Source organism: Pseudomonas sp. ERMR1:02 (genome assembly GCF_002277815.1).
In the GTDB taxonomy this organism is placed as follows: Bacteria; Pseudomonadota; Gammaproteobacteria; order Pseudomonadales; family Pseudomonadaceae; genus Aquipseudomonas.
On the sequence record NZ_NKJI01000002.1, the window covers coordinates 185,574 to 201,423 of the forward strand.

The 15,850-nt window shown below is 59.6% G+C and carries 14 protein-coding genes; 2 read left to right on the forward strand and 12 right to left on the reverse strand.

Going from position 1 to position 15,850, the window contains the following annotated elements; genetic code table 11:
* Positions 1-172 precede the first annotated feature (172 nt).
* Positions 173-718 (forward strand): hypothetical protein, encoded by a 546-nt coding sequence (locus CES87_RS04470; RefSeq protein WP_128605125.1) that lies wholly within the window; start codon positions 173-175, stop codon positions 716-718.
* 76 nt (positions 719-794) lie between these two features.
* Here the strand turns inward: CES87_RS04470 and CES87_RS04475 are convergent, their stop codons facing one another.
* Positions 795-1,544, reverse strand: a complete 750-nt coding sequence (locus CES87_RS04475) for a response regulator transcription factor (protein WP_128605126.1) — start codon at positions 1,542-1,544, stop codon at positions 795-797.
* Positions 1,545-1,596: 52 nt separating this feature from the next.
* Positions 1,597-1,881 (reverse strand): response regulator transcription factor, encoded by a 285-nt coding sequence (locus CES87_RS04480; RefSeq protein ID WP_128605127.1) that lies wholly within the window; start codon positions 1,879-1,881, stop codon positions 1,597-1,599.
* Between the two features lie 463 nt (positions 1,882-2,344).
* Between CES87_RS04480 and CES87_RS04485 the strand changes: the two genes are divergently transcribed.
* Positions 2,345-3,532, forward strand: a complete 1,188-nt coding sequence (locus CES87_RS04485; RefSeq protein ID WP_128605128.1) for a pyridoxal phosphate-dependent aminotransferase — start codon at positions 2,345-2,347, stop codon at positions 3,530-3,532.
* 142 nt (positions 3,533-3,674) lie between these two features.
* Here the strand turns inward: CES87_RS04485 and CES87_RS04490 are convergent, their stop codons facing one another.
* From CES87_RS04490 to CES87_RS04540, 10 genes are all read right to left on the reverse strand, one after another.
* Complete coding sequence (locus CES87_RS04490) at positions 3,675-4,652, reverse strand: NAD(P)-dependent oxidoreductase (RefSeq protein ID WP_128605129.1); 978 nt, start codon at positions 4,650-4,652, stop codon at positions 3,675-3,677.
* Positions 4,653-4,673: 21 nt separating this feature from the next.
* Positions 4,674-5,966 carry an MFS transporter gene (locus tag CES87_RS04495; protein WP_128605130.1) on the reverse strand — a complete coding sequence of 431 codons (1,293 nt, stop codon included), beginning with the start codon at positions 5,964-5,966 and terminating at the stop codon, positions 4,674-4,676.
* A 122-nt stretch (positions 5,967-6,088) separates the two neighbouring features.
* Entirely contained in the window at positions 6,089-7,075 is a 987-nt protein-coding gene (locus CES87_RS04500) for a sugar kinase (RefSeq protein WP_128605131.1), read from the reverse strand.
* On the reverse strand, positions 7,068-7,868 hold the full coding sequence (locus CES87_RS04505) for a sugar phosphate isomerase/epimerase (RefSeq protein WP_128605132.1): 801 nt from the start codon (positions 7,866-7,868) through the stop codon (positions 7,068-7,070). Before CES87_RS04505 ends, CES87_RS04500 begins: the two co-directional genes overlap by 8 nt.
* 142 nt (positions 7,869-8,010) lie before the next feature.
* On the reverse strand, positions 8,011-9,039 hold the full coding sequence (locus CES87_RS04510) for a LacI family DNA-binding transcriptional regulator (RefSeq protein WP_128605133.1): 1,029 nt from the start codon (positions 9,037-9,039) through the stop codon (positions 8,011-8,013).
* A 138-nt stretch (positions 9,040-9,177) separates the two neighbouring features.
* Positions 9,178-9,786, reverse strand: a complete 609-nt coding sequence (locus CES87_RS04515) for a LysE family translocator (RefSeq protein WP_128605134.1) — start codon at positions 9,784-9,786, stop codon at positions 9,178-9,180.
* A 51-nt stretch (positions 9,787-9,837) separates the two neighbouring features.
* Positions 9,838-10,677, reverse strand: a complete 840-nt coding sequence (locus CES87_RS04520; RefSeq protein WP_128605135.1) for an AraC family transcriptional regulator — start codon at positions 10,675-10,677, stop codon at positions 9,838-9,840.
* 76 nt (positions 10,678-10,753) lie between these two features.
* Positions 10,754-11,395, reverse strand: a complete 642-nt coding sequence (locus CES87_RS04525) for a DUF1345 domain-containing protein (RefSeq protein ID WP_128605136.1) — start codon at positions 11,393-11,395, stop codon at positions 10,754-10,756.
* Positions 11,396-11,563: 168 nt separating this feature from the next.
* Positions 11,564-14,662 carry an efflux RND transporter permease subunit gene (locus CES87_RS04535; protein ID WP_128605137.1) on the reverse strand — a complete coding sequence of 1,033 codons (3,099 nt, stop codon included), beginning with the start codon at positions 14,660-14,662 and terminating at the stop codon, positions 11,564-11,566.
* A 15-nt stretch (positions 14,663-14,677) separates the two neighbouring features.
* The gene (locus CES87_RS04540) at positions 14,678-15,835 is read right to left on the reverse strand and encodes an efflux RND transporter periplasmic adaptor subunit (RefSeq protein WP_128605138.1); all 1,158 of its coding nucleotides are present in this window, start codon (positions 15,833-15,835) and stop codon (positions 14,678-14,680) included.
* Positions 15,836-15,850: the final 15 nt, after the last annotated feature.

Sequence of the window (15,850 nt, forward strand, 5' to 3'; positions counted from 1 at the left end):
ATTCGTTACCCGGGCACTATTTTTTAGGCAAGGGTTATCGGATGTTCAATGCTCAGTTGATGCGGTTTCATAGTCCGGATGGTGCGAGTTGGAGTCCGTTTGGGGAGGGGGGCTGAATGCGTATGTGTATGTATTGGGGAATCCAATTAAATGGAAGGATGACACGGGGCATATGGTCAATCCTGCGAAGGTTAAGCCTTTGAGCTTTATCAGGGAGGCCAAGGCGGCAAACAAGGCCGAATTCGCAGCCATGTCAGCGACTCGCGTATCTTCGGGAGCGAATGCTGTTCAGACAACTGCCGGCGAGGTCAGTAAAGCAACAGGTCGTGGGTTGAAGCAGTCTGATGATTTAGTCGGAAGTTTAATTCCTGTTTCCAATGGTTCGTCAAAGACTGGACCAAAGCCACAGCCAGCTACACCGGCTTTTGCGCACAGTAATTCTCCGACAACGGCATGGGCAGAACAAAGCAAAAAATTTCCTAGTCGATACTCTGAGGAACAGGTGAGATTCAATGACCTTGGATCTGACAGCGATAGCTCTAGCTTGGCTGCTGGGGCGGACGTCTTTACGTTTAAAAAATCACCAAGCCCCGCGTCCTCTTCAAGATCTAAACCTACGTCACAACAATTAACGCCAGCTCAAAAAGCGAAAGCAAGAGATGAGAAAATAGCCGCCATTAGAAGCGCCGATAGAAGGTCAGGTAATAGTCGCCGCTAACAGTAGGAGCATTTTAGCGCCTTGGTCGTTCCCGCTCGGCGGGAACTTCTTGACTAATTATCTACATTTCAATGGGTTATGAGTTCAACCCACTAACCCGAGCAAACTCCACCAACCCACCGTCATGGCCAAGTCCCAACTTGTCCATGGCGGTTCTTTTTTGTCTGCTGATGGTTTTTTCACTTCGGTTCAACTGCGCAGCAATCTGCCGGCCAGACAGTCCCTGAACAAACAATCGCACCACCTCCAGCTCCCGCTCTGAAAGACTCACCGAAGGTCCGTCATCGCCGCAGGAATACAGGCTTTGGGCATCCAGAATCCCGGCGAAGGTAGGGCAAAGGTGTCGTCGACCTCTGGTCACACTGTTTACCGCCCGTTTAAGTTCACTCAACGGACTTCGCTTGTCGAACAGGCCGCTGACACCAGCGTTAAGCAGCGCTTGCAGCAAGGAAGGATTGCGCAACATCGTCATCACGATCAGCGGAACATGTGCGAAGTGACGCCTCAAGTACCCCATCAGCGCCAGGCCATCAGGAAATCGACCGTAGGGCATCGAGTAATCGCTGATCACCAGGTCACAAGGTGTGCACTCCAGATGAGCGATGAGTTCATCGGCATTGGTAGCCAGAGCGACAATGGAGAATGCGGATTCGCCAGACGCACGCAAGGCCGTTTCGACCCCCATCAGCACCACAGGGTGGTCGTCGGCCAGGATGATGCGCAGCGGCTGGTTAAGACGATGCCTGTGCGATACGGGTGTATCTTCACAGGCATTGTCGAGGCAGGGTTGAAACCGTATGGATCGAGGCGTGTGTTCCAGCTTCATGAAAAATCTCGACAAGGGTCAATGGCACGCTGACCGCTGAAGAGAGGTTGATTCACGAAGATTGAATCAAGCCTTGTTCCAGCGCCTTGGCCATGGCGGCCCAGCGCGATCTCACGCCAAACTTTCGGCGGATATTGCTAAAGTGGTAATTCACGCCAGCCTCGCTGCAGGCGCAGATCTGTGCGATTTCCCAGGACGACTTTCCGGCTACACCCCATTTCAAAACTTCTTTTTCCCTGGCCGTTAGCAAGATGGCTTCAGGTTGTGGAGGTGGCTGAGGCTGGAAATTGACCGGAGCTGGCGATGATCGAACTGAAGCAGTTGTTGAGCGATACATAAGCGAATCTCCCATTCATCATCATTGACGGCGTGGGCGCGGCAGAATCTTCCTACATCTTGATGGCGTGGTTCGCGCGACCGGCCTTCAGGCACCTGTACAGTGCTGAAAGCACAGTTTTCTTATATCGCGATTCTTGCACCTTGGAACCTGTCACAAATTACAGGTAGCGGACTTTAATCAGATGTCGTTGAAATGGCTGTCAGCGAAAGCGCATCAGTTTGTAGGAGTTGTCTCTGGGTTTCCTGGGCGTAGGACTGAGCGCTAATTTTCTGATTAGGCAGGTTTTTATCCTCGGGGAAGACGAGCAAGACGATAAAAACTGATGACCCGAAAATGCTTGAGGCGCTGGTGTCGATCGTTGGGCAACTTCATGGCCGCCCGTCGATTTGAAATGTCATGCTGGCGCGTTTTACGATTTCAGATAGGGTTGTGACAAGGAACACGCGCGACAGGAGACCTCATGCGCTACTCAGCTTTGACCCAACGCATCGCCGGTGACGGAGCGGCGGCGTGGCAGATTCATGATCGGGCGCTGGAACTGCGCCAACAGGGTGTCGATGTACTGTTGCTGTCGATCGGCGACCCTGACTTCGATACACCCCATCCCATTGTCCTGGCCGCTATCGACAGCCTCATGGCCGGCGACACGCACTATCCCCCTGTACGCGGCACTCAAGGGTTGCGCGACAGCATTGCCCGTCGGCACCGACAGCGCAGTGGTCAGGTAGTGAGCGCCGAGCATGTCATCGTCATGCCCGGCGCCCAGTGTGCGGTGTACTCAGTAGCGCAGTGTCTGCTCGATCCGGGCGATGAAGTGATTGTCGCCGAACCGATGTACGTCACTTATGAAGGCGTGTTCGGTGCCATCGGCGCGAAGGTGTTACCGGTGGCCGTGCGTCCGGAGAACGGTTTTCGAGTCGACCCGCAAGATGTCGCGGCACTGATCAGCCCGAAGACCCGTGCCATTTTGTTGAACAGCCCGAACAATCCGTCCGGCGCCAGCTTACCGTTGGAGGTCTGGCAGGAACTGGCATCGCTGTGTGTCCATCACGACCTGTGGTTGATCAGCGATGAGGTCTACAGCGATCTGTTGTACGAGGGCGAGCACATCAGTCCGGCCAGTCTGCAGGGCATGGCCGAGCGCACGGCAACCATCAATAGCTTGTCCAAGTCCCATGCCATGAGCGGCTGGCGGGTCGGCTGGGTCATCGGTCCCGAAACCCTGGTCGATCATCTGGACCATCTGTCGTTGTGCATGTTGTTTGGCATTCCCGAGTTCATTCAAAACGCCGCGCAACTGGCGCTGGACGAGGATCTGCCGGAAGTGGCACTGATGCGCGAGGAGTATCGTCAGCGGCGCGACCTGGTGTGTTCGAGCTTGAGCCATTGTCCGGGCATCCGGGTCGTTCGCCCGGATGGTGGGATGTTCGTGATGGTTGATGTGCGCAAGACCGGGCTGACTGCTCAGCAATTCGCCGGGCGGTTGCTGGAAGGTTATGGCGTGTCCGTGCTGGCGGGGGAAGCATTCGGGCCGAGTGCGGCGGGGCATATTCGCCTCGGATTGGTGGTTGACCGACCGAAGCTGGCCGATGCCTGCCGGCGCATTGCGCTGTGTGCGATGAATTTGCTGGAGGCGCGGCGGGCCTGAAGATTTGTGTCGATTTTGATGGCCTCTTCGCGGGCAAGCCCGCTCCCACAAGGATTGAGTTCGAACACAGATCCTGTGATCGACGCATGACCCTGTGGGAGCGGGCTTGCCCGCGAAGACTGACTGACAGACGCCGGATCCCTTAAGCCTTCCACGTTTGAGGATTCACCAGATTCCCCGGCCGCTCACCCGCCAGTGCCGCCAGCAGATTGTTTACCGCACACTCGGCCATCGCCTCCCGTGTCTCATTGGTCGCCGAGCCAATGTGCGGCGTCGCCACCACGTTGTTCAACTGCAACAGCGGCGAGTCAGCATTCAGCGGCTCGCGCTCGAACACATCCAGCCCCGCCGCGCGAATCTGCCCGATACGCAACGCCTCGATCAGCGCCGCTTCGTCCACCACTTTACCTCTTGAGATATTGATGAAGATCGTTTCCGCACGCATCAGGGCGAACTGCGCGGCACCGATCAGTCCCTCGGTTTCAGCAGTCAGCGGCAGCGTCAGGCAAACGAAATCGGCCTCCTGCAACAACGCCGGCAAACTGCGGTACTGCGCGTTGAATCGCTGTTCCACTGCCGGTTTCGGCGAGTGGCTGTGATAGATCACTGGCATGCCAAAACCAAAATGCCCACGCTGGGCCAAGGCTTCGCCGATGCGTCCCATGCCGATGATGCCGAGAGTTTTACCGTGCACATCGCTGCCGAAATGCTCGGTGCCGATGTTGCGCTGCCACTGGCCGGCGCGAACCATGGTTGCCAGTTCCACCACGCGCCGGGCCGTCGCCAGGATCAGCGCGAAACCGGTGTCGGCGGTGGTTTCGGTGAGTACGTCCGGGGTGTTGGTCAGCAGGATTCGCCGCTCGGTCAGGTAGTCGATGTCGTAGTTGTCGACACCCACGGAGACGCTGGCAATCGCTTGAAGATTCGGCGCGAGATCGAGCAGCTCGGCATCGAGCTTCAGACTGGCGCCGAGCAGGCCATGGGCGCGGGGCAGGGCCTGGCGCAATTGCGCCAAACCTTCAACGTCGAGCTTGTCGATCAACGTCACTTCAGCCTGCTCTTGCAGGCGAGCCATCAGCAGCGGCGAGAGTTTCTTGTACAGCACAACCTGCTTTTTCATCGTGGTTTTCTCTACGTCAATTCAGGAGTGGGCGGGGCTGGGCGCGGCGACCGAGGGCCGTTCCCGGTCACTGGCGCCGGGCTTGAGGAAAATCGTCAGCACCACCGAGAGCATCAAAGCGCCGCTCATCAACAGGTACGAGGCGCCGGGCGAACCGGTGGAGCTGTTCAGGTAACCGACCAGATAGGAGCCGCCGAAAGAACCGAGGGCGCCCATGCTATTGATCAAAGCCATGGCGCCACCGGCGACGTTGGCCGGGAGGATTTCCGGGATGATCGCGAAAAACGGCCCGTAAGGCGCGTACATGCAGGCGCCGGCAATCACCAGCAAGGTGTAGGACCACCAGAAATGTTCGGCGCCCAACGCGTAGGAACCGTAGAACGCAATGGAGGCGATCAGCAGTGGCGGCCAGACGAAGCGTTTGCGCTTTTGCAGTTTGTCCGAGCCCCAGGACACCAGCAGCATGCCGATCACCGCCGCCAGGTACGGCAGCGCCGACAGCCAGCCGGCTTCGATCATGTCCATCTGCGCGCCCGCCTTAAGGATCGACGGCAGCCACAGCACGAAACCGTAGACGCCGATGCTCCAACAGAAAAACTGCAAGGCCAGGATGATCACTTTCGGCGAGCGAAAGGCTTCGGCGTAGTTCTTCACCGCTTTGATGCCGACCTGTTCGGCGGCGAGGGCGCTTTCCAGGTCCTGCCTTTCCTGATCGCTGAGCCACTTGGCTTGCGCCGGACGATCATCGGCCAGACGCCACCAGATGAACGCCCAGAGCACTGCCGGCAAGCCTTCAACGATGAACATCCAGCGCCAGCTGAAATGCTGCACCAGATACCCCGAGACCACCGACATCCACAGCATGGTTACCGGGTTGCCAAGGATCAGGAAGGTATTTGCTCGCGAGCGTTCGGCACGGGTGAACCAGTGGCACAGGTAAATCAGCATCGCCGGCATCACCGCGGCCTCGACCACACCGAGCATGAAACGAATGACGATTAGCCAATAGGCGTTGGAGACGATCCCGGTCAAGGTCGCCAGACCACCCCAAAGGATCAGGCTGACGAAGATCAGTTTCTTCACACTGTGCTTCTGGGCGTAGATCGCACCCGGCACCTGGAAGAAAAAGTAGCCGAGGAAGAACAGCGCGCCGAGCATCGACGACAGGCCCGGGGTGATCATCAGGTCGGCGGCCATGCCGGAGGCGGCGGCGAAGCCGTAGTTAGCGCGGTCCAGGTACGCCAGGCTGTAGGTGATAAACACGATGGGCATGATGTACCACCAGCGGCGGGCGGCGAGCGTTGCGGTTTTCATGAGTGGTGCTCCTGAGCTTGTTGTTTTTGTCGCAGCAGGTAACGGTTTTAAATCTTCAGTGACTGTGCGGGCCTCATCGCGAGCAAGCCCGCTCCCACAGGGATTTTTGGTGACCCTCGGATTTATGTGCCACACAAAACCCTTGTGGGAGCGGGCTTGCCCGCGAAGGCGGCCTCAAATTCGATGGACATCTCGGACCGGGTCGGCAACCCCTCCATATCTCCCCGGCTCTGCACCGCCCGGCTGCCAATCCAGTTGGCGCGCTTCACGGCGTCGGCAAAGCTGTGGTTTTCCAGCAATGCGCTGATCATGCCGACGGCAAAACCATCACCGGCGCCGACCGTGTCGACCACCGTTTCCACCGGCACGCCCGCCACGAAACCTTCATTTAGATGCGTGCGGTAATACGCGCCGTGCGGCCCAAGCTTGATCGCCACGGCTTCGGCGCCCTGATCGAGGTAGAACGCCGCGATGTCGGCGGGGTCTTCGAAGCCGGTCAGCAAGCGACCTTCGCTCAGCCCCGGCAGCACCCAGTGGGCGAGGGCGGCGAGGCGGTTGATTTCGCTGATCATCTGTTGCTGGCTGGCCCACAGGCTTGGGCGCAGGTTCGGGTCGAAAGAAATGCTGCGCCCGGCTTCGCGCATGCAGGTCATCAATTCGAAGGACATCTGCCGTGCTGTTTCCGACAGTGCCGGGGGAATGCCGGTGGCGTGCAAGTGCCGCGCCTTGAGCAACTGCGGGATGATCGATTGCGGCGACAAATGACTCGCCGCCGAACCGCGCCGAAAGTATTCGACAACCGGATCATCGCCATCATCGGTGCGTGATTTGAATTGAAAACCGGTTGGATGTGCCTCGTCGATAGCGACGTGGCTGCAATCCAGACCTTCCTTTTTCAGGGTATCGACCACGAAACGACCCAGGGAATCGGCGCCGACCCGGCTCAACCATGCCACCTTGAATCCCAGCCGCGACAAACCGATGGCGACGTTGCTGTCAGCCCCGGCAATGCGCTTGTGGAAGTGATCGACGTTGGCCAGGTCGCCGTTCTGATCGGCAACGAGCATCGCCATGGTTTCGCCGAACGACAGAATATCGATCTCAGACATGAGCGTTCTCCAGGCCTGCTTTACCCTGATAACCAAAGTGACCCAGGCTGGCGAGGACCGCGACATGCTCGGTGGTGAGCTGTACCAGGTCGTCGCCTTGCAGCGGATATTCCGCAGCCCGCATCACGTTTTGGGCCATGTGCCGCAGCAGTTGTTCCCATAAATGCAGGTCGCTGTCGGCAGGCGGTATGGCGACAAGCTTGCCATCGGCCCGGCGTGAGACGGCTTTGCAATGCACATAGCCAACGTGGCGTCCGAGCAGCCGCGCCGCGCTATTGGCGGACTGGTCTTGCCAATGCCAGTTGCCGATGTCGAAGGTCATTTTGATTGGCAAATGGTGCTGCTCGACCGCTGCGAAAAAACGCTGGAACGGTTCGATGCGCCCGCCGTGCAGGGTCTGGTCGTTTTCCACCAGCAATTGCACTGTGCTTTTTTCCAATATTCGAGCGAGGGTCTGCAGGTCACTGGTGTCGGTGAAGTAACCCAGGGACACTTTCAGCCATTTGGCGCCGAATGCCTGGGCGCGTTGCAGGGTGTTGATCAGTTCCGGATTTGGTTTCGACTGGCCGGCCGGCCACAGTTCCATTGGTGAGGAATACACGCTCTCCAGACCTTGGGCCTGGGTATTGTTGGCCAGTTTTGCGGGGTCCTCGTCGGTCAGCAATTCTTCGCGCCATTCGATGCGCGTTGCGCCGGCGGCGGCCAGCACATCGATGAAACTGCCCTGTCCGCGTTGGCGCACGAGGTCGGCGCCGTAGCTGGAGAGGCTGATGGAAACGGCTGGTTTGTTCATTGTTTTTCTACCTCTGAAACCGGTTTCATTTTTGTTCAAAAAAATATTGGGGTGGTCTTGCAGACCTCTTCGCGGGCAAGCCTCGCTCCTACAAGGGCATTGCATTCCTCTGTAGGAGCGAGGCTTGCCCGCGAAGGCGGCCTCATGTTGAAACGCGCCTTGTCGTAGACCCCCGCACAATCAACCGCGCTGAAAAATCCATCGTCCGCACGGGCCCGTCATCCCCGCGCAAGCGCTTGAGCAAACATTCAAACGCACTCGCCCCGATCTCGGCAGTCGGCTGGGCGAGGGCGGTAATGCCGCTGCCTACCAGTGGATACCAATCCAGGTCATCGAGGGCGATCAGGCCCACGTCTTCAAACAGATTGCACTTGAGTTCACGCAACGCCTGGGTGCTGCCCAGCGCCGCAATCCCGTTCGCGCAGAACAGCGCTTTCGGGCCGGGGCCGGGAGTTTCGAGAAAGATTTTCAGCTTCGCCGTCAGCTCGCTGCCGGTCTCGATCAACGTTCCACGAAGCGCCGGGCGCTTGGCGATCTGTGCCTTGAAGCTGCCGGCCCGCTCGATCCGCGAACTGGTGCCGTCAAAGGGTTCGGTAACCAGCACCACATCGCGATAGCCACGTTCTTCAAGGTGGGCGAGGGCGATTTCGACGGCTGCCGGGTTGTCCAGCCCGACCATGTCGCTTTCAAGGTACTCGACCTTGCGATCCACCAGCACCAGGGGCATTTCCCGGTGCAGTTCATGCAATTCGTCGCGGTGATGGCCGAGGGTGTTCACGATCAGGCCTTCGATGTTGTAGGAACGCAGCAAGGCCAGGTGCTGGCGCTCCTGCTCGTCATCGCGATCGGTGTTGCACACCACCAGGCTGTAGCCGTGCTGACGGCAGGCGGTTTCCACCCCGTGCATCACGGCAATCGAATAAGGGTTACGGATGTCGGCGACCAGCATGCCAATCAGGCGGGTCCGTCCGCGTTTCAGGCCGCGGGCCATCTGGTTCGGGCGGTAGCCCAGCTCGGCAATCGCCTGTTCGATGCGCAAGGCAATGGCATCGGAGAGCAGGGCGCGGTCTTCGCCGATGAATCGCGACACGCTGGCCTTGGAAACCTTGGCGTGTTCAGCGACATCAAGCATGGTCACGCGGCTGCGCTGGGCGGCGGAGAAATCGTTCACGGGCGAAAACCTTGTTATTGGATTTATAAGGTCTGTGCATTTGCGAAAGCACTGAAACCGGTTTCAGAAGACACCAAAAGCCGATTCGTCGTCAAGCCCCCTGTTATCGATTGTCCGACAATGGCCGATGGATGGAGCTCACGCAAAAACACTCATCCACGCCGAACCCAGCAACAACAGGGCCATGCAGCGATTGAAACGACGCATTGCACGGGGCGAGCTCAACCAGCGGCTCGATCCGGCTCCGAGCAATGCCCAGACGGCCAGACACGGAAGCGAGATCAGAAAAAACGCCAGAGCCAGAAACAACACATGCACCAGCCGATCTTCACCAACCCCTGCAAAAACGCTGACCACGGCCAGCGCCATCATCCAGGTTTTCGGGTTGATCCATTGCAGGCTGGCGGCACCCAATGCGCCGAGGCGCGCTCCGGTTTTCTGCGCGGTGACAGCAATGGCCGGGGCGCGAAAAATCTGCCACGCGAGGTAACTCAGCCACGTCACGCCGGCCCACTGCATGACTGTCCGTATTAGAGGCCATGCAGTCAGCGAAGAACCGGCGCCCGTGCCCACCAACAGCACAAGAATTGCGGCACTGGCACAAGCACCAAAGATGATGGGCACGGCCGCAGCCAGGCCAAACCGCGCACTGTTGCTCATTACCAGAATGTTGGTCGGGCCTGGCGTAATCGAGGCCACAAAGGCAAACAGCAGAAAGGGCAATAACGTCGGGAATGTAGAGAGCATCGTAGGCAAACTCCGGTGAAGATCAGTCAGTTGATCTTCACAACACCGGGGTTACCTGTCTGGAAGATTTGAGCAGCGCTTGCGATACAACGCTGGCGTCAGCCCGTAGGCCCGCACGAACCAGCGGCCCAGATGGCTCTGGTCGGCAAACCCCAATGCCATGGCCACGGTTGCTGGTTGTTCGCCACGGGCCAGCATGCGCCGGGCCGTGGCCAGGCGCAATTGCACCAGATAAGCATGGGGCGCCATACCGTAGGCGGCCTTGAAGGCCCGAGTCAGGCGGAAGCGGTCGACGCCCGTGGCGGCCGCCAATTGGTCTAGGCCGATGTCCTCGTGAGCATGGGCGTGCAGATACTCCCGGGCCTTTTGCGCCACCTGCGGCAGGCGCGGGTCCTCGGCATAGCGTGCGCGCCAGTGCAGGTGGCTGGTGAGGCGTTCGAGCAAACCATCGAGGGCGCTTTGGCGGACGATCTTCAGTTCTCCATGATGCAAGGCTTGAAAGGCCAGGCTGGTGGCATGAGCAAGACGCGTGTCAGTGGCGAGGGTGTTGGCGAAACTCAACTCACTATTGTCTGGGGCAGTGTCGAACACGGCACCGAGTTCGCGCGTAAGCCACAGCGGATCGATATACAGCATGCGGTAGGTAAACCCGTCGTCCGTTGGCGCTTCGCCGTCGTGAATATCACCCGGCTCAAGCAAGAACACCTTGCCCGGCGTGCTCTGATGCTTCGCCCGGCGACAGTTGAATTGCTGGACGCCTTGCTCGGTAACGCCCACCAGATAACTGTCATGCCAGTGCGGGTCATAGGCATGGCCCTGGAAATGCGCGCGCAGCGTCTCAATGCCGGTGTCGGCGTCCTGGGCGAGGTCGATCCAGTTGTGGGAAGTCATGCGGCACCTGTCAGACGGATTGCCAAACTATTAAACGTCCGTATCGAGGGTGATGCCTAGAACGTTTGTGCACAGATCAGTTGAACAGCCCGGCGGCGATGTTGATGGAAAACCCCAGAATCGCCGTATTGAACAGAAAACCGATCAGCGACTGTGCCAGGACAATCTTGCGCAGCTCCTGTGTCGCGACGCCAACGTCCGACGTTTGCACCGCCACACCAATCGTGAACGAGAAATACAGAAAGTCCCAATAGTTGGGTGTCGTCAGGCCTTCAGTGAAACGCAGCGCCGGTTCCTTGCCGCTCCAAGTGTAGAACAGGCGTGCGTAGTGCACGCTGAAAATCACCCCGATCAGCAGCCATGAACCGATGACGGTCAACGCGGTGAAACCGTAATGCAGCAGCTTGGCGGTGGTTTCCAGGTGCTTGCTGCCGGCCAGTTCGAAGGTGATGGTTGCCAGGCTGGCAATCGCGGCGATGCATACCACGAGCAGTACCAACCCGGCATTTTCGTCTTCGATTTCGGCGATGCGTTTCACGTCCGGGGCTTTGGAACGCACGGTGAGCCAGAGCATCAGCACCAGGTAAGTCCAGACCCCGGCGTTCCAGCCGATGAGGATTTTGCTGATGATCGAATCGGCCGGGGCCAGAATGCCCGCCGCGACACCGAGCGTGGCGGCGACAGACAGGCGAGGGTGGGTGTGGGTGAGGTAGGGCATGGAGGCTCGATGCATAGGGCTTTGCAATCACCTTAGCCCAGAGGACGCAAATGTGACCACAATCGCCCCCTGTAGGAGCCGGCTTGCCGGCGAAGGGGGCCTCGAACATTGTGCTGTTCTTTCGGACGCCTTCGCCGGCAAGCCGGCTCCTACAGGGGATGTGGTTGGTCAGGTTTTTTTGTGGCGTTTGCGTACCAGCTTCATCACCACCACAAAAAACACCGGCACGAACACCACCGCCAGGGTCGCGGTGATCATCCCGCCGATCACCCCGGTGCCGATGGCTTGCTGGCTCGCCGAGCTGGCACCGGTGGCGATCGCCAGAGGTACCACGCCGAGGATGAACGCCAGGGAAGTCATGACAATCGGCCGCAACCGCAGGCGTGCGGCTTGCAGCGTGGCGTCGATCAGGTCGTGGCCTTCGTCGTACAGGCTCTTGGCGAATTCGATGATCAGGATTGCGTTCTTCGCCGACAAGCCAATGATGGTGATCAGCCCGACCTTGAAGAACACGTCGTTGGGCATGCCGCGCAACGTCACCGCCAGCACCGCGCCGAGCACGCCGAGGGGCACCACCAGCAGCACTGAGGTCGGAATCGACCAGCTCTCGTACAACGCCGCCAGACACAGGAACACGATCAGCAACGACAACCCGAGCAGGATCGGCGCCTGACTGCCGGACAAACGCTCCTGCAATGACAATCCGGTCCATTCCTGACCCAATCCCGCAGGGCCGAGGGCAACCAGACGTTCGATCTCGGCCATGGCTTCACCGGTGCTGTGTCCGGGCTTCGGCTCGCCGGAAATGCTGATCGCCGGGTAGCCGTTGTAACGGGTCAACTGCGCCGGCCCCTGTACCCATTTGGCCTGGACGAAGGCCGACAGCGGCACCATTTTTCCGTCGTTGTTGCGCACGTGCATTTTCAACAGATCGGCCACTTGGCTGCGCTGATCGCCTTCGGCCTGTACCACTACTCGTTGCATCCGTCCCTGATTGGGGAAGTCGTTGATGTAGGCCGAACCGACGGCGGTGGACAGTACGCCGCCGATATCGGCAAAGGACACACCCAAGGCGTTGGCCTGCTTGCGATCCACGATCAATTGCACCTGCGGCGCTTCGGCCAGCGCACTTTCGCGCACGTTCATCAGGATCGGGCTCTTTTCGGCGGCCGCCAGCAACGCGGTACGTGCTTGCATCAGCGCCGCATGCCCGAGCCCGCCGCGATCCTGCAGGCGGAACTCGAATCCGCTGGACGTACCGAGGCCGTCTACCGGAGGTGGCAGTACGGCAAACGTCACGGCGTCCTTGATTTGACTGAGGGCAATGTTGGCCCGGTCTGCAATCGAACTCGCCGAATCGTCGCTACCGCGTTCCGACCAATCCTTCAGCGTGGTAAATGCCAGCGCCGCATTCTGGCCACTGCCGGAAAAGCTGAAGCCGAGAATCACCGTGCTGTCACCGACGCCGGGTTCAGTGGCGTTGTGTGCTTCGATCTGCTCGACCACCTGCACCGTGCGGTTCTTGCTCGCGCCCGGTGGCAGTTGAACGTCAGTGATGGTGTAGCCCTGATCCTCAACTGGCAGGAACGACGAAGGCAGACGACTGAAGCAAACCCCCAGTCCGACCAGCAGCACGCCGTAGATCAACAGGAACCGACCACTGCGTTTCAGTGCGTAGGCGACCCAGCCCTGATAGCGCGCGGTGAGTTGCTCGAAGCGCCGATTGAACCAGCCGAAGAACCCGGTTTTTTCGTGATGCTCGCCTTTTGCAATCGGCTTGAGCAGCGTCGCGCATAGCGCCGGGGTCAAGGTCAGGGCGAGGAAGGCCGAGAACAGGATCGAGGTCGCCATCGACAACGAAAACTGCTGGTAGATCACCCCGACCGAACCTTGCATGAACGCCATCGGGATGAACACCGCCACCAGTACCAGCGTGATGCCGATGATCGCCCCGGTGATCTGCTGCATCGCCTTACGCGTGGCTTCTTTGGGCGACAGGCCTTCAGTGGCCATGATCCGTTCGACGTTCTCCACCACTACAATGGCGTCGTCCACCAGAATGCCGATGGCCAGCACCATGCCGAACATGGTCAGCACGTTGATCGAGAAACCCAGCGCCAGCATGGTCGCAAAGGTACCCATCAACGCTACCGGTACCACCAGCGTCGGGATCAGCGTGTAGCGGATGTTTTGCAGGAACAGGAACATCACCGCAAACACCAGCACCATTGCCTCAAGCAGGGTGTAAACCACTTTGGTGATCGAGACTTTGACGAAGGGCGAGGTGTCGTAGGGGATCTTGTACTCGACGTTCGCCGGGAAGTAGCGCGACAGGTCATCCATTTTCGCCCGCACCAGCGTTGCAGTGCTCAGCGCATTGGCGCCCGGCGAGAGTTGCACGGCAACTGCCGTGGACGGCTTGCCGTTCAGGCGCGTCGAAAACTGATATTCCTGACTGCCGATTTCGACCCGCGCGACATCGGCGATGCGTACGGTGGAGCCGTCGGAATTGGCCTTGAGCACGATGTCGGCGAATTCTTCCGGGGTCGACAGTTGCCCCTTGACCAGAATGGTGGCGGTGATTTCCTGAGTAGTGCGGGTCGGCAAATCGCCGATGCTGCCGGCAGAAACCTGCGCGTTCTGCGCCACGATCGCGGCGTTGACGTCGGCCGGCGTCAGGTTGAAGCCGAGCAGTTTCTGCGGGTCGATCCAGATCCGCATCGCCCGCTCTGCACCGTACAGCTGGGCTTTGCCGACGCCGTCCAGCCGTTTGATCTCATTCATCACGTTGCGCGCCAGATAATCGCTGAGCGCCACGTCGTCGAGCTTGCCGTCAGTGGACGTCAGGGTGATCAGCAGCAGGAAACCGGCGGAGACTTTCTCCACCTGCAAGCCTTGCTGATTGACGGCTTGCGGCAGGCGCGACTCCACGACTTTCAAGCGGTTCTGCACGTCGACCTGGGCCATTTCCGGGTTGGTGCCCGGCTGGAACGTGGCTTTGATGGTGGCGCTGCCCAAACTGCTCTGGGACTCGAAATACAACAGATGATCGGCGCCGTTGAGCTCTTCCTCGATCAGGCTGACCACGCTCTCGTCGACGGTCTGCGCCGATGCGCCGGGGTACACGGCATAGATTTCGATCTGCGGTGGCGCAACGTCGGGATACTGCGCCACCGGCAATTGTGGAATGGCCAGCGCACCGGCCAGCAGGATGAACAGGGCGACCACCCAGGCGAACACCGGGCGGTCGATAAAGAAGTGCGGCATAAACAAGCGTCCTGCTTACTGACCAGAAACCTGGGCAAGTGGAAGAGGGGTGTCGTCGATCTGCACTTTCTCGCCAGGCTTGGCGTGTTGCAGGCCTTCGATGACGATGCGGTCGCCGGGTTTCAAACCGCTGGTCACGACCCAGCGGTCGTTCTGCACCGGGCCCAGTTCGACCGGTTGCTGGCCGACCCGTTGTTCGGCGTCGAGCAGCAGCACCTGCGCAATGCCGGCGCTGTCACGCTGGATCGCCCGTTGCGGCACGCTGATGCCTTGCTGGTTTACGGCTTGCTCCAGCCGTACGCGCACGAAACTGCCGGGCAGCAGGTCAAGGTCCGGGTTGGGGAACTCGCTGCGAAGGATGATCTGGCCGGTGCCCGGATCGACCGTGATGTCACTGAACAGCAACTTGCCCGGCAAGGGGTAGAGGCTGCCGTCATCCTGAATCAGCGTGGCCTTGACCTGGTCCTGGCCGACCTGCTGCAAGTGGCCGGAACGGAAGGCGCGGCGCAGGTCGTTGAGTTCGCGGGTTGATTGGGTCAGGTCGGCGTGGATCGGGTTCAGTTGCTGAATCAGCGCCAGCGGCGTGGTTTCGTTCTGTCCGACCAGTGCGCCTTCGGTAACCAGTGCGCGACCGATACGCCCGGAAATCGGCGCGGTGACGGTGGCGTAACCGAGGTTGAGTTCGGCCCGCTCCACAGCGGCTTTGCTGGCGGCAACGTCGGCGGCGGTCTGTCGCGCATTGGCCCGGGCGTTGTCGTAATCCTGGCCGCTGATGGCCTTATCGTCGATCAACTGTGCGTAGCGCTGCTCTTGAAGCTTCGCCTGAAACGCGTTGGCCTCGGCTTTGCGCAGCGCGGCTTCGGCGCTATCAAGGTCAGCCTTGAACGGCGCCGGGTCGATGCGCAACAGCACATCGCCTTTTTTCACGTCGCTGCCTTCACGGAAGACGCGTTGCAGCACCACGCCAGCCACCCGGGCCCGCACTTCGGCGACGCGCGGCGCGGCAATGCGCCCGCTCAACTCGCTGCTGATGGTCAGCGGCCGGGCTTCGATGGTCTCGACGCGAACGCTGGCCAGCGGCGCCTGTTCTTCGGCGTTCGAGGATTTGTCGCACGCGCTCAGCGTCAACGCCAGAGCCACAAGGCTGAGCCTGGCAAGCAGATTTTTTGACATGAATCACCCCAATAA